The organism is Pseudomonas baltica (assembly GCF_031880315.1).
In the GTDB taxonomy this organism is placed as follows: Bacteria; Pseudomonadota; Gammaproteobacteria; order Pseudomonadales; family Pseudomonadaceae; genus Aquipseudomonas.
This window is the reverse complement of record NZ_CP134771.1, coordinates 3,977,680-3,999,980: the sequence shown is the minus strand read 5'-3', so window position 1 is coordinate 3,999,980 and position 22,301 is coordinate 3,977,680. Positions and strand designations below refer to the sequence as shown.

The following is a 22,301-nucleotide window of genomic DNA, read 5'->3' as shown; positions in this document are numbered from 1 at the left end:
CAATATATTGGAAAGAATCATTAGCAGCCTATATGATTTTTTCAAACGCCGGCCCAGGCTACCCCTCCCAGAGGTACACGTGAAAACTGCTGTCGCTGCATCCCTCCACGAAATCCCCTCCAGTCCCCTCGAAAATATTGCCGAACAGCTGGCCGAGACCTATATCGAAAAAGGCACGCCGCTGTTCCTGCGCACCGTATTGGCTTTGTTCGCGGGCGGCTTCGCGACCTTTGCCCTGCTGTATTGCGTGCAGCCGATGATGCCGATCCTGTCCCGCGAGTATTCGATCAACGCCGCGCAAAGCAGCCTGGTGCTGTCCATTTCCACCGGCATGCTAGCGATCGGCTTGTTGGTCACGGGGCCGATTTCCGACAGCATCGGCCGCAAGCCGGTGATGGTCGCGGCGCTGTTCAGCGCCGCCCTGTGCACCATTGCCAGCGCCTTCATGCCTAGCTGGGAGGGCGTGCTGGTAATGCGCGCGCTGATCGGCTTGTCCCTGAGCGGGCTGGCGGCGGTGGGCATGACCTACCTGAGCGAAGAGATCCACCCGGAACACATCGGCCTGGCCATGGGCCTTTATATCGGCGGCAACGCTATCGGCGGCATGAGCGGGCGGTTGATTACCGGGGTATTGATCGATTATGTGAGCTGGCACACGGCGATGATGGTGGTGGGCGTGCTGGCGCTGGGCGCCGCGACCCTGTTCGTCAAGTTCCTGCCCCCGTCGCGCAACTTTCGCTCGCGCAAGCTCAACCCGCGCGGCCTGCTTGATGGTTTCACGATGCATTTTCGCGATGCCGGCCTGCCGCTGTTGTTCATTGAAGGGTTCCTGTTGATGGGCGCCTTCGTGACCCTGTTCAACTACATCGGCTACCGCTTGCTAGCGGCGCCCTACCTCATGAGCCAGGCGCTGGTGGGCATGCTCTCGGTGGTGTACCTGTCCGGCATCTACAGCTCGGCGAAGATCGGCGCACTGGCCGACCGCCATGGCCGGCGCAAGGTGTTCTGGATGTCACTGGTGCTGATGTTCGCGGGCCTGCTGCTGACCTTGTTCACGCCGATCGCGCTGATCATTGTCGGCATGCTGATGTTCTGCTTCGGCTTCTTCGGCGCCCACTCGGTCGCCAGCAGCTGGATCGGCCGCCGGGCGATCAAGGCCAAGGGCCAGGCGTCGTCGCTGTATCTGTTCTGCTATTACGTGGGGTCGAGTGTGGCCGGCACCTTGGGTGGCGTGGCCTGGCACTATGCGGGCTGGAACGGCATCGGCGCGTTTATCGGGGCGTTGCTGGTGATTGCGTTGGCGGTGGCGGCGAAACTGGCGAAGTTGCAGCCGTTGGCGGGGAATGTGAAGACTTAGCTCACCCTGTAGCGAAGAGGCTTGCACCCGAAAATTTCCGCCTCCCTCACATCTGGGGGGAGGTCGAAAGTTTTCAGGGGCAAGCCCCCTCGCTATATTTTACTGGTGGTACTGCGCCGAGAACTCGTGCACCGCGCGAATAAACGCGCCGGCGTGCTCGGGATCGACTTCGGGAGTGATGCCGTGGCCCAGGTTGAACACATGCCCGGTGCCATGGCCGTAGCTGCCCAGGATACGGGCCACCTCGGCACGGATCGCTTCGGGCTTGGCGTACAACACGGTCGGGTCCATGTTGCCTTGCAGGGCCACCTTGCTGCCGACGCGTCGGCGGGCTTCACCGATATCGCAGGTCCAGTCCAGGCCCAGCGCGTCCGCGCCGGCATCGGCAATGCTCTCGAGCCACAGGCCGCCGTTCTTGGTGAACAGAATCACCGGCACCTTGCGACCATCGTGCTCGCGGATTAGGCCGCTGACGATCTTTTTCATGTAGGCCAGTGAAAACTCCTGGTAGGCCGCAGCCGACAGGTTGCCGCCCCAGGTGTCGAAGATCTGCACCGCCTGGGCACCGGCCTGGATCTGGCCGTTGAGATAGGCCGTGACCGACTGCGCGAGCTTGTCGAGCAGCAGGTGCATGGCCTGGGGGTTGTCGTAGAGCATGGCCTTGGTCTTGCGAAAGTCCTTGGACGAGCCGCCCTCGACCATGTAGGTGGCCAGCGTCCAAGGGCTGCCGGAAAAGCCGATCAGCGGCACGCGGCCGTTGAGTTCGCGGCGGATGGTGCTCACGGCGTCCATCACATAGCCCAGGTCCTTGTGCGGATCAGGGATCGGCAGTGCCTCGATGTCGGCCATCGTGCTGACCACTTTCTTGAAGCGCGGGCCTTCACCGGTCTCGAAATACAGGCCTTGGCCCATGGCATCGGGGATGGTGAGGATGTCAGAAAACAGGATGGCGGCGTCCAGCGGGTAGCGTTCGAGCGGCTGCATCGTGACTTCGCAGGCGAATTCAGGATTCATGCACAGGCTCATGAAATCCCCGGCCTTGGCCCGGCTGGCACGGTACTCGGGCAGATAACGGCCCGCCTGGCGCATCATCCACACAGGGGTGACATCGACCGGCTGCTTGAGCAGGGCGCGCAGGAAACGGTCATTCTTCAGGGCAGTCATGGCAACATCCGGCAGAAAAGTGCGGGCATTTTCTCAGACCGGGACGCAAAAGGCACGGCGAGAGCCGTGCCTTTTATCTATCGGGGCGATTATGTGCAGTCAGTACCGGCCTCTTCGCGGGCAGGCCTTGCTCCTACAGGCGTACACCTGTGGGAGCAAGGCTTGCCCGCGAAAGGATCGACGCGGGCTTCAGACCTCGAGGTAATCCAGGATCCCTTCGGCGGCATTGCGGCCTTCGAAGATCGCCGTCACCACCAGGTCGGAGCCGCGCACCATGTCGCCGCCCGCGAAGATCTTCGGGTTGCTGGTCTGGTGCTTGAACTTGGACTGCTCGGGCGCGATCACTCGGCCCTGGCTGTCGGTCTGGATGCTGTGCTGCTCGAACCACGAAGCCGGGCTCGGGCGGAAACCGAAGGCGATGACCACGGCGTCGGCCGGAATGATCTCTTCAGAGCCCGGGATTGGCTCGGGGCTGCGGCGGCCACGGGCATCCGGCTCGCCGAGACGGGTCTCGACCACCTTCACGCCTTCGACCTTGTCTTCACCGACAATGGCGATCGGCTGGCGGTTATAGAGGAACTTCACGCCTTCTTCCTTGGCGTTCTTCACCTCTTTGCGCGAGCCGGGCATGTTCGCTTCGTCGCGACGATAGGCGCAAGTCACCGCCTTCGCGCCTTGGCGAATGGAGGTGCGGTTGCAGTCCATCGCCGTGTCACCGCCGCCGAGTACCACGACCTTTTTGCCTTTCATGTCGACGAAATCTTCCGGCGACTTTTCAAAGCCCAGGTTGCGATTGACGTTGGCGATCAGAAAGTCGAGCGCATCGTGCACGCCCGGCAGGTCTTCGCCCGGGAAACCACCCTTCATGTAGGTGTAGGTGCCCATGCCCATGAACACGGCATCGTACTCTTCGAGCAGTTGCTCGACGGTGATGTCCTTGCCCACTTCGATGTTCAGGCGGAACTCGATGCCCATGCCGGTGAAGACTTCGCGACGATGGCTCAGCACGCTCTTTTCCAGCTTGAACTCGGGGATGCCGAAGGTCAGCAGACCGCCGATCTCAGGGTTCTTGTCGAACACCACCGGGGTCACTCCGCCGCGCACCAGCACATCGGCGCAGCCCAGGCCCGCAGGCCCGGCGCCGATGATGGCGACGCGCTTGCCGGTCGGTTTGACCTTGGACATGTCCGGGCGCCAGCCCATGGCGAACGCCGTGTCAGTGATGTACTTCTCGACCGAACCAATGGTCACCGCACCAAAACCGTCGTTGAGGGTGCAAGCGCCCTCGCACAGACGATCCTGCGGGCACACCCGGCCGCAGACTTCCGGCAGGGTGTTGGTCTGGTGCGACAGCTCGGCGGCGGCGAGGATGTTGCCCTCGGCCACCAGCTTGAGCCAGTTGGGAATGAAGTTGTGCACAGGGCACTTCCACTCGCAATACGGGTTACCGCAGCCCAGGCAGCGGTGGGCCTGGTCAGCGGACTGCTGGGGTTTGAAGGGTTCGTAGATCTCCACGAACTCCTTCTTGCGTTGACGCAACAGTTTCTTCTTCGGATCTTTGCGCCCGACCTCGATGAACTGGAAGTCATTACTCAGACGTTCAGCCATGTTTCAAACCTCTAGAAGCAGCTGCGAGCTGCAAGCCTCAAGCTGCAAGCCTGAAGCGATCAAATTTATCCCCGACACCGCGTACCGCCGTGGCTTGCAGCTTGAAGCTTGACGCTTGAAGCTGCCGCCAGGCATCACTGCGGATTCGCGCGGGTACTCGACAGCAAGGATTTGAGATTGGCGGCCTTGGGCTTGACCAGCCAGAAGCGGCGCAGGTAATCGTCGAGGTTCTCCCAGACGTTGCGGCCCCACTCGCTATCGGTTTCTTCAACGTATTCGGCCAGCACTTTCTCAAGGTGAGTGCGATAGGCTTCCATCGCTTCGCCGCTGATGCGCTGGATTTCCACCAGCTCGTGGTTGACCTTGTCGACGAAGGTGTTGTCCAGGTCGAGCACGTAGGCGAAACCGCCGGTCATGCCCGAACCGAAGTTGTACCCGGTCTTGCCGAGCACACAGACGAAGCCGCCGGTCATGTATTCGCAGCAGTGGTCGCCAGTGCCTTCGACGATGGTGTGCGCACCAGAGTTGCGTACCGCAAAGCGCTCACCTGCGGTGCCGGCGGCGAACAGCTTGCCGCCCGTGGCGCCGTACAGGCAGGTGTTGCCGATGATGGCGCTGTCCTGGGTCTTGAACGGGCTGCCCTTGGGCGGCACGATCACCAGCTTGCCGGCCGTCATGCCCTTGCCGACGTAGTCGTTGGCGTCGCCTTCGAGGTACATGTTCAGGCCGCCGGCGTTCCACACCCCGAAGCTCTGCCCGGCAGTGCCCTTGAAGCGGAAGGTGATCGGCGCCTTGTTCATGCCCTGGTTGCCGTGCAGCTTGGCGATTTCGCCGGAAATCCGCGCGCCGATCGAACGGTCGCAGTTGCAGATGTCCAGTTCGTACTCGCCACCCGTGGAGTTGGTGATCGCACTGATCGCCATGCCGACCATCTTCTCGGCCAGCAGGCCCTTGTCGAACGGCGGGTTGCGATCGACCTGGCTGAACTGCGGTTTGTCGGCAGGGATGAGATCGCTGCCCAGCAGTGGCGTCAGGTCGAGATGCCGCTGCTTGGACGATTCGCCCGGCAGGATGTCGAGCAGATCGGTACGGCCGATCAACTCTTCGAGCGAGCGCACGCCCAGGCGCGCCAGCCACTCACGGGTTTCTTCGGCGACGTAGGTGAAGAAGTTGATGACCATGTCGACGGTGCCGATGTAGTGGTCTTTGCGCAGCTTCTCGTTCTGGGTCGCAACGCCCGTGGCGCAGTTGTTCAGGTGGCAGATACGCAGGTATTTGCACCCCAGGGCGATCATCGGCGCGGTACCGAAGCCGAAGCTTTCGGCGCCGAGGATCGCCGCCTTGATGACGTCGAGGCCGGTTTTCAGGCCACCGTCGGTCTGCACCCGGACCTTGCCGCGCAGGTCGTTGCCGCGCAGGGTCTGGTGAGTTTCGGCAAGACCCAGCTCCCACGGCGAACCGGCGTACTTGATCGAGCTCAGTGGCGATGCACCGGTACCGCCGTCGTAGCCGGAGATGGTGATCAGGTCGGCATAGGCCTTGGCCACACCGGCGGCGATGGTGCCGACGCCCGCTTCCGCAACCAGCTTGACCGAGACCAGCGCTGCCGGGTTGACCTGCTTGAGGTCGAAAATCAGCTGCGACAAGTCTTCGATCGAATAGATGTCGTGGTGTGGCGGCGGGGAAATCAGCGTCACGCCGGGCACGGCATAGCGCAGCTTGGCGATCAGGCCGTTGACCTTGCCGCCTGGCAGTTGCCCGCCCTCGCCTGGCTTGGCGCCTTGGGCGACCTTGATCTGCAGCACTTCGGCGTTGACCAGGTATTCCGGGGTCACACCAAAGCGGCCGGTGGCCACCTGCTTGATCTTGGAGCTGCGGATAGTCCCGTAGCGGGCCGGGTCTTCCCCGCCCTCGCCAGAGTTGGAACGCGCGCCCATGCGGTTCATGGCTTCAGCCAGGGCTTCGTGAGCCTCCGGCGACAGCGCGCCCAGCGAGATACCGGCCGAGTCGAAGCGCTTGAGGATGGCCTCCAGCGGTTCGATCTGATCCATGGCCAACGGCTGGTCGAGTTCGCGCACCTTGAGCAAGTCACGGATCATCGACACCGGGCGGTTGTCCACCAGCGCGGTGTATTCCTTGAACTTGGCGTAGTCGCCCTGCTGCACGGCGGCTTGCAGGGTGCTGACCACATCCGGGTTGTAGGCGTGGTATTCACCGCCGTAGACGAACTTCAACAGGCCACCTTGCTGGATCGGCTTGCGCACGCTCCAGGCTTCGGCGGCCAGGGCTTTCTGCTCGGCTTCGAGATCGACGAAACGCGCGCCCTTGATGCGGCTCGGCACGCCACGGAAGCTCAGGTCGCAGACTTCCTCGGACAGGCCGATGGCTTCGAAGAGCTGCGCACCGCGGTACGAAGCGATGGTCGAGATACCCATCTTCGAGAGGATCTTGAGCAGGCCCTTGGTGATGCCTTTGCGGTAATTCTTGAAGACTTCGTACAGATCGCCCAGCACTTCGCCGGTGCGGATCAGGTCGCCCAGCACCTCGTAGGCCAGGAACGGATAGACCGCCGAAGCGCCGAAACCGATCAGCACGGCAAAGTGGTGCGGATCACGCGCGGTGGCGGTCTCGACCAGGATGTTGCTGTCGCAGCGCAGGCCTTTTTCGGTCAGGCGATGGTGCACGGCGCCAGTGGCCAGCGCGGCGTGGATCGGCAGCCTGCCCGGGCCGATATGGCGGTCGGTCAGCACCAGCTGGGTGATCCCGGAGCGCGCGGCTTCTTCAGCCTGATCGGCGACGTTGCGGATGGCCGCTTCGAGCCCCATGGACTCGTCGTAGTTGAGATCGATGATCTGCCGGGCGAAGCCTGGGCGATCGAGGTTCATCAACGAGCGCCACTTGGCCGGGGAAATGACCGGCGAGCTGAGGATCACGCGCGAAGCGTGCTCTGGCGATTCCTGGAAGATGTTGCGCTCGGCACCGAGGCAGATCTCCAGCGACATGACGATGGCTTCACGCAGCGGGTCGATCGGCGGGTTGGTGACCTGCGCGAACTGCTGGCGAAAGTAATCGTAAGGCGTGCGAACGCGCTGGGACAGCACCGCCATTGGCGTGTCGTCGCCCATCGAGCCCACCGCCTCGTAGCCCTGCTCACCCAGCGGGCGCAAGATCTGATCGCGCTCCTCGAAGGTGACCTGGTACATCTTCATGTACTGCTTGAGCTGGTCGCTGTTATAGAAAGCCGAACCGTGGTCGTTGTCTTCCATGGTCGACTGGATGCGCAGGGCGTTCTTGCGCAGCCAGTGCTTGTACGGATGACGCGACTTGAGGCGGTTGTCGATGGCGTCGGTATCGAGGATCTGGCCGGTTTCGGTATCCACGGCGAAGATCTGCCCAGGGCCGACGCGGCCTTTGGCGATGACGTCTTCCGGCTTGTAGTTCCACACGCCGATTTCCGACGCGAGGGTGATGTAGCCGTTCTTGGTGGTGACCCAGCGCGCCGGGCGCAGGCCGTTACGGTCGAGCAGGCAGACCGCGTGACGACCTTCGGTCATCACCACGCCTGCCGGACCGTCCCACGGCTCCATGTGCATGGAGTTGTATTCGTAGAAGGCGCGCAGGTCCGAGTCCATGGTCTCGACGTTCTGCCACGCAGGCGGGATGATCATCCGCACGCCGCGGAACAGGTCGATGCCGCCGGTGACCATCAGTTCGAGCATGTTGTCCATGCTCGAGGAATCCGAGCCCACGCGGTTGACCAGCGGGCCGAGTTCTTCGAGGTCGGGCATCAGTTCGTTGGCGAACTTGGTACGACGCGCCAGCGCCCAGTTGCGGTTGCCGGTGATGGTGTTGATCTCGCCGTTGTGGGCGAGGAAGCGGAACGGCTGAGCCAGCGGCCATTTCGGCAGGGTGTTGGTGGAGAAGCGCTGGTGGAACACGCAGATTGCGGTGCGCAGGCGCTCGTCACCCAGGTCCGGGAAGAAGGCTTCCAGGTCCGCGGGCATCATCAGGCCTTTATAGATGATGGTCTTGTGCGAAAAGCTGCAGATGTAGTGGTCGCTGTCGGCGGCGTTGGCCACCGAGGAACGACGACGGGCGCCGAACAGCTTGAGGGCCATTTCCTGGTCGCTCAGGCCTTCGCCACCGATGAACACCTGCTCGATCTTCGGCAGGCGCTCCAGAGCCAGGCGGCCGAGCACGCTGGTGTCGATCGGCACCTGACGCCAACCGATCAGTTGCAGGCCGGCCTTGAGGATCTCGCGGTTCATGTTCTCGCGAGCGGCCTCGGCCTTGGCGTCATCCTGGTTGAGGAACACCATGCCCACGGCATATTGCTTGGGCAAGTCGACGCCAAAGTGCTCCTGGGCCTTGGTGCGCAGGAACAGATCAGGCTTCTGGATCAACAGACCACAACCGTCGCCGGTCTTGCCGTCGGCGTTGATACCGCCACGGTGGGTCATGCAGGTCAGCGCTTCAATGGCTGTCTGCAACAGGTGATGACTGGGCTCGCCCGTCATGTGGGCGATCAGGCCAAAACCACAGTTATCCTTGAATTCATCGGGACGGTACAGACCTGTTTTCATAGACACTTTCTCACCAGGCTGCCTCTCACCGAGGCAATTTTCTTTTCAATTCAATCAGTTACCGTCCACGCCCGACGTTCGCAGGCTTTGTAGAGGCAAAAGGGAGGTCATTGTACACAGCGATACGGTCTCTCACAAATTTGCGACGAAACCGTGAATATCAATGTCGTGTTTCTGAACGTTTTTTATAGATTTGTGTGTTACGAGCTTTTTGCGAGTCTGCCGGTAATTGCCGGCAGACGCAATGCCCTCAGCGGCGACCCAGAGCCTTGGAACGCTGCGGACAGAAAAGCCCACCGCGCGAACGCGGCAGGCTTTTCAGTAAGCTATGGATACGTCAGGCGGGTGGCAGGGATGGCGCCACCGCGAGCCTTTAGTGGGTGCTTGCGAGGTCCTGTTGGACGCTGGCAACGGTACGAGGCCAAGGTTTACCAGCCTGGACCTTCTCTGGCAAGTTCTTGATCGCACTCAGCGCGGCGGCGCGGTTGGCGAAACTGCCATAGGTGATCACGTAGAGGGGCTTGCCCTGCAAGGTTTTCTTGAAGTAGCGATACTCGCCGCCTTGCTCGCGAATGTAGCTCTGAGCAGCGGCTTCGTTGCTGGTTCCGAGGATCTGCACCACATAATTACCGGGTGCCTGGCTGCCATACCAGCCACTGGCAGCGCCAGCCTTGGCAACTGCGGGTTTTTCGACAGCCTTGGGCTCCGGCTTGTGTTCCAGCTTGGGCTCAGGCTTGGCGGCACTGGCCACCTGCACGGGCGGCTTGGCCGCAGGTGCTGGCTTGGCAGGGGCGGGCTTGGCCTGGGCAGGTACCGGCACCTGGGTAGCGGCCGGGCCAGCCGGAATGCCGACAGGCGGCGCGGTGGTGGTCACGGTCGGTGGCGTGAAGCTGCTGGTCGGCCCAGTCGGTGCGGTTGCGGGTGCGGGAGCCCCATCTTCACCATCGGCATCGCCCGAACCGGTCGCCTCGGACAGCGGACCACGGACCACTGGCTGGCCATTCATCGGCAACGGCATTGGCTGGGAATTACCGGCAAACTCGACCGCCGGGCTGCCGTCCTGGTTGGATTTGGCGGTACCTGGCTGACCCTGACCCAGCGGCAATTGCGCCTGCTGTGCCGGAGCGGTGCCGTCGGTAGACGCCTTGTGACCTGGAAGCAGGACTGCCGCCGCGACTGCGGCCACAACGACCCCAGCGAACGCCAGTACGTGTTTTTTCGACATCTTGAACCCCATGGATGGACGCTTGACCGCCGAGCGGCTGGCTATCATCGCCTCGATCATCGAGTCGCGGGCGACCTGATTGATCAACCCCGGCCAGCCTTCGGACTGCTCGTGAATATCGGCGATCTGATCATTGGTGAACAGCGCGATCCCCTGCCCGGCCCCTTCGAGGCGCAGGGCGAGATACTCGCGCGTTTCCTCTTCGGTGTACGGTTCCAGCTCGATGACGTGGAAGCGTTCCTGCTCATGACCCAGGCCATCAAGGCGCGCCAGCAGTGACGGCTCGCCGAACAGGAACACGTGCGGACGCCCCTCGGGGTTGCCCGCCGCCAGCGCCAGCAGGGCTTCGAGTGCGGATTCGTCGAGTTGTTCCGCGTCGTCCACCAGCAGGTAGACTTCCTGCCCGGTCAGCGCCAGTTGCACGATCTGACTCAGGAGCAGGGTGACATCGGCCTGCTGCACGTTGAGCGCTTCGGCGACTTGACTGAGGACACTGGCTGCATCGCCGGCGCCGCGAGCGGAAACCACCACGCTTTGCACCGACTGCTTGTTGGTGCTGGCCACCAGCGCCTGGCGCAGCAAGGTCTTGCCGCTGCCGTGCGGCCCGGTGACGACCAACAGCAACTGGCTGTAGCGCGCCAGGTGATGCAACTGCCCCAGTACCGGTTTGCGCTGGGCCGGAAAGAATTTGAAGCCGGGGACGCGGGCGGCAAAGGGATCGTGGTCCAATTGGTAGTGGCCGAGAAAGGCCTCATCGGCATGCAGACTTGTCATCGAACTCTCATTGACCTCAAAGCGGGGCGACGATGGCGCGGTAATCCGCAGCCAGGGTTGCCTGAAGAACTTCTTTTGGATAGTCGTCGGTCACTACGGCTTCGCCGATGCGACGCAACAACACCAGACGTAAACGGCCATCGATCACTTTCTTGTCGATTGCCATGTGCTCGATGAAGTGCTCGGGCGTCATTTCAGCTGGCGGCACCACCGGCAAGCCGGCGCGCTGCATCAAGCGAATACCGCGATCGCGATCCTGCTGGCTGATCCAGCCAAGGCGCATGGACATTTCCAGAGCCATCACCGTACCTGCCGCCACGGCCTCGCCATGCAGCCACACACCATACCCCATCTGCGTCTCGATGGCGTGACCAAAGGTGTGGCCAAGATTGAGCGTGGCGCGCACGCCGGATTCGCGCTCGTCGGCGTTGACCACCAGCGCCTTGGCCTCGCAGGAGCGCCTGATGGCGGCGGTGACCGCCTCAGCATCGATATCGCGCAGCGCATCAACATTGGCTTCGAGCCAGGTCAGGAACGGCTCGTCGCAGATCAGCCCGTACTTGATCACTTCCGCCAGCCCGGCCGACAGCTCGCGCGGTGGCAGGCTGCGCAGCGTACCGGTGTCGATCAGCACGGCCTGGGGCTGATAGAAAGCACCGACCATGTTCTTGCCCAGCGGGTGGTTGATGCCAGTCTTGCCACCCACCGAAGAGTCGACCTGGGACAACAGTGTGGTGGGCACCTGGATGAAATCCACGCCACGCTGATAGCAGGCCGCCGCGAAGCCAGCCATGTCACCGACCACACCGCCGCCCAGGGCGATGATGGTGGTACGGCGGTCATGGCGCGCGGTCAGCAGTGCGTCGAAGATGGTTTGCAGGGTTTCCCAGTTCTTGAACGCCTCGCCATCCGGCAAGACGATAGGCAACACGTTGTAGGCGGCCAGCGAACGGGTCAGGCGCTCGATGTAAAGGGGCGCGACGGTGGCATTGGAGACAATGGCCACCGACCGGCCCGCGATATAGGGCGCCAACAGCTCAGGTTGGTCGAGCAGCCCCTCGCCAATATGGATCGGGTAACTGCGATCGCCGAGTTCAACCTTAAGTGTCTGCATGTGACCCCATGATGCCGGGCGCTCGCGCCCTCTCTCGAATTATTGGAACCCGCTGACAGGCTAGCGGGGAGGCAAACGTTGTAGCCGCTCAAGAATGTCCAGGACCACCATGCGTGGCGGTCGCTCGTCGGTTTCGACTACCAGGTCGGCTATTTCGCGATACAGCGGGTCGCGAATCTCGAGCAAGGCACGCAGTGTACCGGCGGGATCGGCCGTGCGCAGCAGTGGCCGATTGCGATCACGGGCAGTGCGGCCGACCTGCTGCTCTACCGAGGCGTGCAGGTAGACCACACGACCGCCGCTATGCAGCGATTGACGGTTTTCCGGACGCAATACTGCGCCGCCGCCAGTCGCGAGGACCACGCCGTCAAAATCGCAAAGCTCGGCCAGCATCGCCTGCTCGCGGTCGCGAAACCCCGCCTCGCCTTCCTTGTCGAAGATCCACGGGATATTGGCGCCGCACCGCAGCTCGATTTCCTTGTCGGAATCCTTGAATGGCAGCCTGAGTTCTTTGGCCAATAAACGGCCGATGGTGCTTTTACCTGCCCCCATCGGCCCAACAAGTATCAAATTTCGCACAGAATCAATGACTCACGGCAATCGCCTGGTTATTCATGATACGCGGAGTCAAGAATACCAGCAGCTCCGATTTAGCTTCCGACACGGTATCCGAGCGGAAAAAACGGCCAAGATACGGCACATCGCCCAAAAATGGCACCTTCGCTGTGGTTTTACTTTGCGTATTGGAGAACACCCCACCGATCACGATGGTCTCGCCATCGTTGACCAGCACCTTGGCGTTGACGGCGTTTTTCTTGATCGGCGGTACACCCAGGACCTCGTTGAGGTAATCGGGCTCGTCCTTGGTGACCTTGACGTCCATGATGATGCGGTTGTCCGGAGTGATCTGCGGCGTGACCTCCAGCGACAGCGAAGCCTCCTTGAACGACACCGTGGTGGCACCGCTGGAACTGGCCTCTTGATAAGGCACCTCGGTGCCTTTGAGGATTTTCGCGGTCTCTTTATCAGAGGTCACGACCTTGGGCTGGGAGACGATTTCACCGTTGCCGGTGGCTTCCATTGCGCTCAGCTCCAGGTCGAGCAGGGTGTTGTTGGTCAAGAAGCCGATGCCGATACCGGAGGTCGCATTGCTCGCGCCCAGGTCGACGAACGGCGTGGAGGTACCGGCCGTCGTGGTCGACGAGGTCGCCGACTGGCCGCCATAAATAGTGGCCTTGCCTTTGGTCGATTGACCACCCCAGGTCACGCCCAGGGACTTGTCGTAGTTGACCGTGGCTTCGACGATACGCGCCTCGATCATCACCTGACGCACCGGAATATCCAACTGGGCGACGATGCGGCGCAGCTCGTCCAGGCTCTCCTGGGTCTGATAGGCAATGATGCTGTTGGTCCGATCATCCACGGTGATCGAGCCACGGGCCGTCTCGGACTTGTCCTTGCTGCCGGTCACCGACTGGAACAGCTTGGCGATGTCGGAGGCCTTGGCGTAGTTGACCTGGATCAGGTCGCGACGCAGCGGTGCCAGTTCCTGCAATTGACGCTGGGATTCAAGCTCCTGACGCTCGCGTGCGGCGATCTCGTCCGCCGGCGCGACCAGCAGCACGTTGCCCACCTTTCGCTTGTCCAGGCCCTTGGTCTTGAGCACCAGGTCCAGCGCCTGATCCCACGGCACGTTCTGCAGGCGCAGGGTGATACCGCCCTGCACCGTGTCGCTGGCGACCAGATTGAGATCAGTGAAGTCGGCGATCAGCTGCAGCACCGAGCGCACATCGATGTCCTGGAAATTCAACGACAGCTTCTTGCCGCTGTAGACGAAACGCTCGGCGTTACGGCGCTGCTGATCGTCATTGGTCAACGGCCGCACACTGACGGTCAGACGGTTGTCGGTCTGGTAGGTGGAATATTCGTAGGCACCGCTCGGCTCGATGGCGATCTGCGCCTTGTCGCCTGCCACCGAGGAGTTGACGAACTGCACCGGCGTGGCGAAGTCCTTCACGTCCAGGCGTACACGCAGCGGATCAGGCAGGGCGGTCTTGGCGAAGCTGACGACGATCTTGCCGCCCTGCTCCTGGATGTCGGGGCTGATGGTCGGGTCGCTGAGGTCGATGACCACATTGCCTTCACCCAGCTCGCCGCGCTGGAAATCGACATTGCGAATCGCTCTGCCAGCAACGGCCGGCACGAAGGGCCGCGACGGGGCCGCAGCAGTGACGGCGGCATTGCGGCTCACCGGGGGTGGAGCGAGGGGCGCGGAACCTCCCTGCTTGCCCTGCAGCGCGGCGGCGCCCTGGCCGATCAGCACGTACAGGTTGTTGCCTTCGACCCGCGTACTGTAAGGGGCCAGCGTGGTGAGGTTGACGATGATACGGGTGCGGTCCTTGGTCTCGACCACCACCAGGCTGCGAGCGTTACCCACACCCAGGTCACGGCTGCGGCTGGCCACCTGGTTGGTCACACCAGGCAGATCCAGGGCGATGCGCGCCGGCTGGTCGGTGGTGTAGCCACGGGGCGCAGGCACAGGGGCATCGAAACCCAGCTTGAGCTCGATGCGATCGCCTGGCAACGCCGCGACATCGAGAGTCTTCAGGGTCGCCGCCATCAGCGCGGGCGCGCACACTGCCATCCATAGCGAAACGCCCAGCGCGGAAAAAAACCTATTCATTATCGAGTTCCACTGTGCTTGCTTGACCAGGCCCATTTACGAGCGTTCTTTAAGGGAAATGCTACGTGGCCGCTCGAGCCACCCTCCCTCTCCATCAGGCACGATCTCGACCACGTCGATCTGTGAATCGCTGATGGAAACAATCTTTCCGTCGTTACGGCCCAGGTAGTCGCCGACCTTGACCCGATGCACCCCGCCGGCACCGGAAATCAGTGCGAAAGACCCGCTGTCGTTGGACAGCGTACCCACCATCTCGAACTGCTCGATATTGAAGCCTTCGAGAAACTGCTTGACCCGGTTAGGGTCCGGCTTGAGCAGTTTGGAGCCCTTTTCTCGATGCACCAGATCGACCTTGACCGGTGGCTGGAACGGACTGCGCAACGCCGACGCCTCATAGGCAAACGCCTGATACGGGGCAAACCGCGGGATTGGCTCGATATTGCCCTGAGGCTTGGCCTTGACCTGGGCCATGAAGGCCTTCAGGTCGGCAAAGTCGCCAGAGTCACCGCATCCCGCCAACAGCAACGTGAAGAGCACCAGGCACAGCCCGGACAACACCCTCATTTGTCCAGCCCCCGGTCGTTGTAGCGGTAAGTCTTGGCCAGGATACTCATGCGCAATTGCGAGGTATCGCCTTCGGTAGCGGGTTTGACGTCGAAGTCATGCAGGGTGACGATCCGCGGCAGGCTGGCCACGCCACTGACGAAGGTCGCCAGGTCGTGGTAGTTGCCGGTAACCGTAATCTGTATCGGCAACTCGATGTAAAACTGCTGGGTGACTTCCGGCAGCAATTTGATTTCTTCGAATTCCAACCCCGCCCCCAGGCCGGTTCGGGTGATGTCTTCGAGCAAGCCGGGCACTTCGGTGTCGCTGGGCAGCTGGCGCAGCATGGCGCCGAAGGAGGTTTCCATTTCCTTCATCTGCTCGATGTAGGCCTCGAGATTGGCCGCCTTGAATGCCTTGGCGCTGTACTGCTGCTTGAGGGTTTCTTCCTCTGCCACCTTGGCTTCGAGCTGGTTCTCCATGTCGAGGATATAGAAGTTGTAACCCAGCCCCAGCAACAGAATCATCAGCACGGAGGCGATGATGGTCTTGATCGCCACCGGCCAGGAGCCGATGTTGTTGATATCGAGCTCGCTGAGCTCGACCTTGCGCAGATTGACGATCCACTGAGGAGTATTCATTTGATGTTGTCCCCCTCGGTAGCGGGATGGATCTGCTGCACCGTCAACTGGAAGACGTTGTTCTGATCAGGATCACCAGCGGCCTTGGCCTTGACCTCAGTCAGCGCCGCGCTGCCGAGCCACGGCGAACCGTCCAGATTGCGCATCAGCTCGGAAACCTTGTTGTTCGATTCCGCAGAACCGGTAATGGCGATGGTCTGTCCACCCATTTTCACTTCGGTGAAATACACGCCATCGGGCAAGGTACGGGCCAGTTGATCGAACACCCGACCGATGATCGGCCGATTGCCCTGCAGGTCCTGGATGGTCTTCATCCGCGCGATCAGCTGCTTGCGACGATTCTGCAGCTCGCTGATCTGCGAGATGCGGGCGTCGAGCACGGCGATTTCTTTCTTCAGATAGTCATCGCGGGCAGTCTGGGCACTGATGGCACCGCTGTAGTACTGGGCCGCGAGCAGGATGATGCCGATCCCGGCTACCACGACCACGGCCAGAATGGTCAGGAAACGCTTTTTACGCTCTTCGCGAAGTTGCTCGCGCCACGGCAGGAGGTTGATCTGCGCCATCAGTCAAAGCTCCTCAACGCCAACCCGCAGGCGATCATCAGCGCCGGCGCATCACTGGCCAGTGCACCGGCATTGACCTTGCTGCTCAGGGCCATGTCGGCGAACGGATTGGCAACCAGCGTCGGTGTGCCCAGACGCTGTTGAATCAGTTGATCGAGGCCGGCGATCGAAGAAGTACCCCCGGCCAGCATGATGTAGTCGACATCATTGAACTGACCAGCAGCAAAGAAGAACTGCAGTGAACGCGATACCTGCTGCACCACGGCGTCCTTGAACGGCTGCAACACTTCGGCGACGTAGTCGTCCGGCAGGCCGCCCTGCTTCTTGGCCAGCCCCGCCTCTTCGACGGTCAGGCCATAGCGGCGCTGGATCTCCTCGGTCAACTGGCGGCCGCCGAACAGCTGCTCGCGGGTATAGATGATGCGGCCGTTGTGCAGCACGCTGAGGGTGGTCATGGTGGCGCCGATATCCATCACCGCCACGGTCAGCGAGGTATCGTCGCCCTGGCCGAGTTGCGCGGCCAGCAGGCCATAGGCGCGCTCCAGCGCGTAGGCTTCGACGTCGATCACCTTGGCGCTCAAGCCCGCCAGCGCCAGGGCCGCTTCACGCACCTCGACGTTCTCTTTGCGGCAGGCGGCCAGCAGCACTTCGACGCGCTCGGGATTGCGCACCGAATAGCCCTGCACTTCGAAATCGATGGCTACTTCTTCAAGGGGATAGGGAATGTACTGGTCGGCCTCGACCTTGAGCTGGTTTTCCATCTCGTCGTCGGACAGCCCGGCATCCATCTCGATGGTCTTGGTGATGACCGCCGAACCGGCCACGGCCACGGCGACGCCTTTGGTGCCCGTGCGCGCCTTTACCAGCACCCGTGACAAGGCCTGCCCGACCCCTTCGAGCTCGGCGATGTTTTTTTCCACCACAGCGTTCGCTGGCAAGGGTTCAACGGCATACGCCTCGACCCGGTACCGACCGCCCGAACGGCTCAGTTCCAGAAGCTTGACCGAGGTGGAGCTGATATCGATCCCCAGAAGCGAACTAGCTTTCTTGCTGAAGAGTCCTAGCACAACCGTTTCCCTAGTACTATCCGTGACTTACGGACCATTGTGGATTCGATGCATTTAATAGCAGTCTTGACAGAAGCGCAAATGACGCTTGGTGTCGAAAAATGCTTATAATGCGCAGCGCTTTTTGCCCGTTTTTACCCGTTTGCGCTTAACTCATTCTTTTATCTGGAAATCCAAAAGCCTTGATACGCCTGCTGAAGTTTTTATGCTGGTCTTTCCTCGGTGTGTTCTGCGGGCTTGCGCTCGGTCTGAGCGGCGCCTACCTCTATCTTAGCCCGGGCCTGCCGTCCGTCGAGATGCTGAAAAGTGTCCAATTGCAAATACCCCTGCGTATCTATAGCAGCGACGGCAAACTGATCGCTGAATTCGGCGAAATGCGCCGTTCTCCCATCAAGTTCTCGGACATTCCGCCCCACTTCATCCAGGCCCTGCTGTCTGCCGAAGACGACAACTTCGAAAACCACTACGGGGTCGATCCCAGCGGCCTGGTTCGTGCCGCGGGACAACTGGTGCGCACCGGTCACATTCAGACCGGCGGCAGTACGATCACCATGCAGGTGGCAAAAAACTACTTCCTCAGCAGCGAGCGTAGCTTCTCGCGCAAAAGCAACGAGATTCTTCTCGCCTTGCAAATTGAGCGCCAACTGAGCAAAGACGAAATTCTCGAGCTCTACGTCAACAAAATCTACCTCGGCAACCGCGCCTACGGCATCGAAGCCGCCGCGCAGGTGTATTACGGCAAATCGATCCGCGACGTAAGTCTGGCGCAGATGGCGATGATCGCCGGTTTGCCAAAGGCGCCATCGCGCTTCAATCCGCTGGCCAACCCGGTGCGCGCCAAGGAGCGCCGCGACTGGATTCTGGGGCGCATGTACAAGCTGGGCAAGATCGACGAAGCCAGCTACCAGAGCGCCCTGGCCGAGCCGATCAACGCCAGCTATCACGTGCCGACGCCAGAAGTGAACGCCCCCTACATCGCCGAAATGGCCCGCGCCGAAATGGTCGGTCGCTACGGCGCAGACGCCTACACCGAGGGTTTCAGGGTCACCACCACGGTGCCCAGCGACCTCCAGGACTCGGCCAACAACGCAGTACGCGACGGCCTGATCGAATACGACAAGCGCCACGGCTACCGCGGCCCGGAATCGCGCCTGCCCGGCAAGACCCGTGACGCCTGGCTGACCGAACTGGGCAAGCAGCGCACCCTCAACTCGCTGGACCCGGCGATCGTCACCCAGGTCGACAAGACCGGCATCACCGTTCTGACACGCGAAGGCAAGGACGAACAGGTGAGCTGGGACACCATGAAGTGGGCCCGACCGTTCCTGAATACCAACAGTGTCGGGCGCGTGCCGAGCCAACCTTCGGATGTCGCACAGGTCGGCGACCTGATCCGCGTGCTGCGTCAAGAAAACGGCAGCCTTGCCTTCTCGCAAGTCCCCACCATCCAGAGCGCGCTGGTCTCGCTGGATCCGCACAACGGCGCCATCCGCGCGTTGGTGGGCGGCTTCGCCTTCGAGCAGAGCAACTACAACCGCGCGATGCAGGCCAAGCGTCAGCCGGGTTCGAGCTTCAAGCCGTTCATCTATAGCGCGGCGCTCGACAGCGGCTATACACCAGCGACCCTGGTCAACGATGCGCCGATCGTGTTCGTCGATGAATCGGTAGACAAGGTCTGGCGCCCGAAGAACGACACCAACACTTTCCTCGGCCCGATCCGCCTGCGCGAAGCCCTGTACAAGTCCCGCAACCTGGTGTCGATCCGCGTGCTGCAGAGCCTCGGCGTCGAGAACGCGATCAACTACATTTCCCGCTTCGGCTTCAACAAGCAGGACCTGCCGCGCAACCTGTCGCTGGCTCTGGGCACCGCCACCTTGACGCCGATGGAGATCGCCACTGGCTGGAGCAGCTTCGCCAACGGTGGCTTCAAGGTGTCGCCGTATCTGATCCAGCAGATCGAAAGCCGCACCGGCGACGTATTGTTCACCGCCAATCCGGCCACCGTACCGCCAGACGAAGGCCAGGCCGACCCGGAACTGGCTGACGCCAACGCTATCCCGGCTCCGGACCCAGCCGCCACCAAGCTGATCACCAGTGATACCAGCCCGGCGAACGTGGCACCTGCGGTACCTGCTGCGCCTACGGCACCGATCATCGCACCGCGGATCGTCGATGGACGCACCACGTACATCCTCACCAGCATGCTCGAAGACGTGATCAAGCGTGGCACCGGTCGCCGCGCCTTGTCGATGAACCGTCCGGACATCGCCGGCAAGACGGGCACCACCAACGACTCCAAGGACGCCTGGTTCTCCGGCTACAACGGCGATTACATGACCACCGTGTGGACTGGCTTCGACCAACCGGAAACCCTGGGCCGCCGGGAATTCGGCGGCACCGTGGCGCTGCCGATCTGGATGGACTACATGGGCGCGGCGCTCAAGGGCAAGCCGGCGCACACCCAACCGGAACCGGAAGGCATCGTCAGCCTGCGGGTCGACCCGGTCAGCGGTCGCGCCGCCAGCCCGGGCACCCCGGATGCGTACTTCGAACTGTTCAAGAGCGAGGACAGCCCGCCGTCGAACAGCGAGCTGGGCAACGGCCAGGCGCCAGGCAGCCCACTGCCGGCCGACGAGTCTGCGCCGATCGATCTGTTTTAAGATCCGTGCAAGGCATGCCGGCCTCTTCGCGGGCAAGCCTTGCTCCCACAGCTGTACGACTCTGGACCTGTGGCAGACAGCCCGCTGCCGGCCGATCTGTTTCAAGATCCGAGCAAGGCATGCCGGGCTCTTCGCGGGCAAGCCTTGCTCCCACAGCTGTACGACTCTGGACCTGTGGAAGACAGCCCGCTGCCGGCCAATCTGTTTCAAGATCCGTGCAAGGCATGCCGGCCTCTTCGCGGGCAAGCCTTGCTCCCACAGCTGCACGACTCTAGACCTGTGGGAGACAGCCCGCTGCCGGCCGATCTGTTTCAAGATCCGTGCAAGGCATGCCGGCTTCTTCGCGGGCAAGCCTTGCTCCTACCTGCGGGAGCAGAGCTTGCTCGCGAAGAGACCCGAAAGCACACCGCCAGACAACAAAAAGCCCCGACTCTCACGAGCCGGGGCTTTTTGTTGTAGCGCTACAACGGCTTAGCCGTTGAACACGTCATCCACGCTTTTGAGCGGGTAGTTTTTCGGGTACGGCAGGGTGGCCACACCGGTCTCGATCGCGGCTTTGGCCACAGCGTCGGAGATCAGGGTGATCAGGCGCGCATCCATTGGCTTCGGAATGATGTAGTCACGACCGAATTCCAGCTTGATGCCGCCGTAGGCGTCGCACACTTCCTGAGGCACCGGCAGCTTGGCCAGTTCGCGCAGGGCGTTGGCGGCGGCGACTTTCATTTCCTCGTTGATGCGCTTGGCGCGCACGTCCAGCGCACCACGGAAGATGAACGGGAAGCCCAGCACGTTGTTGACCTGGTTCGGGTAGTCCGAACGACCAGTGGCCATGATCACGTCATCACGGGTGGCATGCGCCAGCTCTGGCGAGATTTCCGGATCGGGGTTCGAGCAGGCGAACACGATCGGGTTGGCAGCCATGGTCTTCAGGCCTTCAGCGCTCAACAGGTTCGGACCGGACAGGCCGACGAACACGTCAGCACCTTGCAGAGCATCAGCCAGGGTGCGCTTGTCGGTGGCGTGAGCGAACACAGCCTTGTACTGGTTCAGGTCGTCACGGCCGGAGTGGATCACGCCGCTGCGATCGATCATGAAGATGTTTTCGATGCGCGCGCCCATGCTCACCAGCAGCTTCATGCAGGAGATGGCAGCTGCACCAGCACCCAGGCAGACGATTTTCGCGTCTTCGAGGGTCTTGCCGGCGATTTCCAGGGCATTGATCATGCCGGCCGCGGTAACGATCGCGGTGCCGTGCTGGTCATCGTGGAAAACCGGGATGTCGCACTGTTCGATCAGGGCGCGCTCGATCTCGAAGCACTCTGGTGCCTTGATGTCTTCGAGGTTGATGCCACCGAAGGTGATGGAGATACGCTTGACGGTGTCGATGAAGGCTTGCGGGCTTTCGGAATCCACTTCAATGTCGAAAACGTCGATGCCAGCGAAACGCTTGAACAGCACACCCTTGCCTTCCATGACCGGCTTGGACGCCAGGGGGCCGAGGTTGCCCAGGCCGAGGATAGCGGTGCCATCGGAAATCACCGCGACCAGGTTGCCCTTGCCGGTGTATTTGTAGGCCAGCTCTGGGTCACGCGCGATTTCACGGACAGGCTCAGCTACACCAGGGCTGTACGCCAGCGACAGGTCGCGAGCGGTGGCAGTGGCTTTGGTGATTTCGACGCTCAGCTTACCTGGACGTGGAGTGGCGTGGTATTCGAGAGCGGCAGTTTTCAAATCTGACATGGTGGCGTTCCGCTTTTGCTGTTGATCTTGACGGACCGCCGAGGATACGCGCGAAGGAAAGGCCCGACAAGACTGGCCGGTCACTTAGTGTCAAGGACTGCGAGCTAAGACCTTAGGCTTAATTGGCCAGGCTTGTGGTGCGGCCACTGGCCCCATTGCGGGCAAGCTTTGCCCCCAATGGGCTGTGGGCGCAAGGCTTGCCGGCGAAGGCGTCGACCCTGCCAACACCTGAATCCCAGGCATAAAAAAGGCGCCCCGAAGGACGCCTTTTTTTCAGCCTGGCACACCTCGAGGGCTTGCCAGTGCCAAAAGCCTTATTTGGCTTTTGGAGCGCCGAAACCAGCAAAACGCTGCTTGAAGCGATCGACGCGGCCGCCGATGTCCAGAGTCTTCTGCTTACCGGTGTAGAACGGGTGGCATTCGGAGCAGACGTCCAGGCTCAGTGGCTTGCACAGAGTGGAGCGGGTCTTGATGACGTTACCGCAGGAGCAGGTGGCGTCAATGGCTTCGTACGCTGGATGAATATCAGCTTTCATGGCTACTTCCTCGGGCTAGGCATGCCGCCACTCAACACTA

At 61.7% G+C, this 22,301-nt stretch carries 15 protein-coding genes; 2 read left to right on the top strand and 13 right to left on the bottom strand.

The window, feature by feature from the left end:
• Window positions 1-79: 79 nt before the first annotated feature.
• Window positions 80-1,357: an MFS transporter gene (locus REH34_RS17935; RefSeq protein WP_311968648.1), complete on the top strand. Its 1,278-nt coding sequence runs from the start codon at window positions 80-82 to the stop codon at window positions 1,355-1,357.
• 99 nt (window positions 1,358-1,456) lie between these two features.
• On the opposite strand, the gene hemE is transcribed toward REH34_RS17935, so the two are convergent.
• The 11 genes from hemE to REH34_RS17880 all read right to left on the bottom strand — a co-directional run bounded on the left by hemE (window position 1,457) and on the right by REH34_RS17880 (window position 17,325).
• Window positions 1,457-2,521, bottom strand: a complete 1,065-nt coding sequence (gene hemE, locus REH34_RS17930) for a uroporphyrinogen decarboxylase (RefSeq protein ID WP_311968647.1) — start codon at window positions 2,519-2,521, stop codon at window positions 1,457-1,459.
• Window positions 2,522-2,710: 189 nt separating this feature from the next.
• A complete protein-coding gene (locus REH34_RS17925; protein ID WP_311968646.1) occupies window positions 2,711-4,129 on the bottom strand; it encodes an FAD-dependent oxidoreductase in 1,419 nt (472 codons plus the stop codon).
• Between the two features lie 134 nt (window positions 4,130-4,263).
• Window positions 4,264-8,712 (bottom strand): glutamate synthase large subunit, encoded by a 4,449-nt coding sequence (gltB, locus tag REH34_RS17920; RefSeq protein ID WP_311968645.1) that lies wholly within the window; start codon window positions 8,710-8,712, stop codon window positions 4,264-4,266.
• Between the two features lie 373 nt (window positions 8,713-9,085).
• Window positions 9,086-10,711 (bottom strand): AAA family ATPase, encoded by a 1,626-nt coding sequence (locus tag REH34_RS17915; RefSeq protein WP_311968644.1) that lies wholly within the window; start codon window positions 10,709-10,711, stop codon window positions 9,086-9,088.
• 16 nt (window positions 10,712-10,727) lie between these two features.
• On the bottom strand, window positions 10,728-11,825 hold the full coding sequence (aroB, locus tag REH34_RS17910; protein WP_311968643.1) for a 3-dehydroquinate synthase: 1,098 nt from the start codon (window positions 11,823-11,825) through the stop codon (window positions 10,728-10,730).
• A 60-nt stretch (window positions 11,826-11,885) separates the two neighbouring features.
• On the bottom strand, window positions 11,886-12,404 hold the full coding sequence (gene aroK / locus REH34_RS17905) for a shikimate kinase AroK (protein WP_311968642.1): 519 nt from the start codon (window positions 12,402-12,404) through the stop codon (window positions 11,886-11,888).
• A gap of 4 nt (window positions 12,405-12,408) precedes the next feature.
• Window positions 12,409-14,508, bottom strand: a complete 2,100-nt coding sequence (locus tag REH34_RS17900; RefSeq protein ID WP_311968641.1) for a type IV pilus secretin PilQ family protein — start codon at window positions 14,506-14,508, stop codon at window positions 12,409-12,411.
• 36 nt (window positions 14,509-14,544) lie between these two features.
• Window positions 14,545-15,072, bottom strand: a complete 528-nt coding sequence (gene pilP / locus REH34_RS17895; RefSeq protein WP_226504200.1) for a type 4a pilus biogenesis lipoprotein PilP — start codon at window positions 15,070-15,072, stop codon at window positions 14,545-14,547.
• The gene (gene pilO, locus REH34_RS17890) at window positions 15,069-15,692 is read right to left on the bottom strand and encodes a type 4a pilus biogenesis protein PilO (protein ID WP_226504199.1); all 624 of its coding nucleotides are present in this window, start codon (window positions 15,690-15,692) and stop codon (window positions 15,069-15,071) included. Before pilO ends, pilP begins: the two co-directional genes overlap by 4 nt.
• Window positions 15,689-16,258: a PilN domain-containing protein gene (locus REH34_RS17885; protein WP_226504198.1), complete on the bottom strand. Its 570-nt coding sequence runs from the start codon at window positions 16,256-16,258 to the stop codon at window positions 15,689-15,691. Before REH34_RS17885 ends, pilO begins: the two co-directional genes overlap by 4 nt.
• On the bottom strand, window positions 16,258-17,325 hold the full coding sequence (locus REH34_RS17880) for a pilus assembly protein PilM (RefSeq protein ID WP_226504197.1): 1,068 nt from the start codon (window positions 17,323-17,325) through the stop codon (window positions 16,258-16,260). The genes REH34_RS17885 and REH34_RS17880 overlap by 1 nt, the downstream gene beginning before the upstream one ends.
• A 185-nt stretch (window positions 17,326-17,510) precedes the next feature.
• Between REH34_RS17880 and REH34_RS17875 the strand changes: the two genes are divergently transcribed.
• Window positions 17,511-19,985, top strand: coding sequence for a penicillin-binding protein 1A (locus tag REH34_RS17875; RefSeq protein ID WP_409373334.1), 2,475 nt, complete (start codon window positions 17,511-17,513; stop codon window positions 19,983-19,985).
• Window positions 19,986-20,456: 471 nt separating this feature from the next.
• Here the strand turns inward: REH34_RS17875 and REH34_RS17870 are convergent, their stop codons facing one another.
• Together REH34_RS17870 and rpmE are read right to left on the bottom strand one after the other, a co-directional pair.
• Window positions 20,457-21,725: a malic enzyme-like NAD(P)-binding protein gene (locus REH34_RS17870; protein ID WP_226504195.1), complete on the bottom strand. Its 1,269-nt coding sequence runs from the start codon at window positions 21,723-21,725 to the stop codon at window positions 20,457-20,459.
• A gap of 314 nt (window positions 21,726-22,039) precedes the next feature.
• Window positions 22,040-22,261, bottom strand: a complete 222-nt coding sequence (rpmE, locus tag REH34_RS17865) for a 50S ribosomal protein L31 (RefSeq protein ID WP_226504194.1) — start codon at window positions 22,259-22,261, stop codon at window positions 22,040-22,042.
• Window positions 22,262-22,301 lie beyond the last annotated feature (40 nt).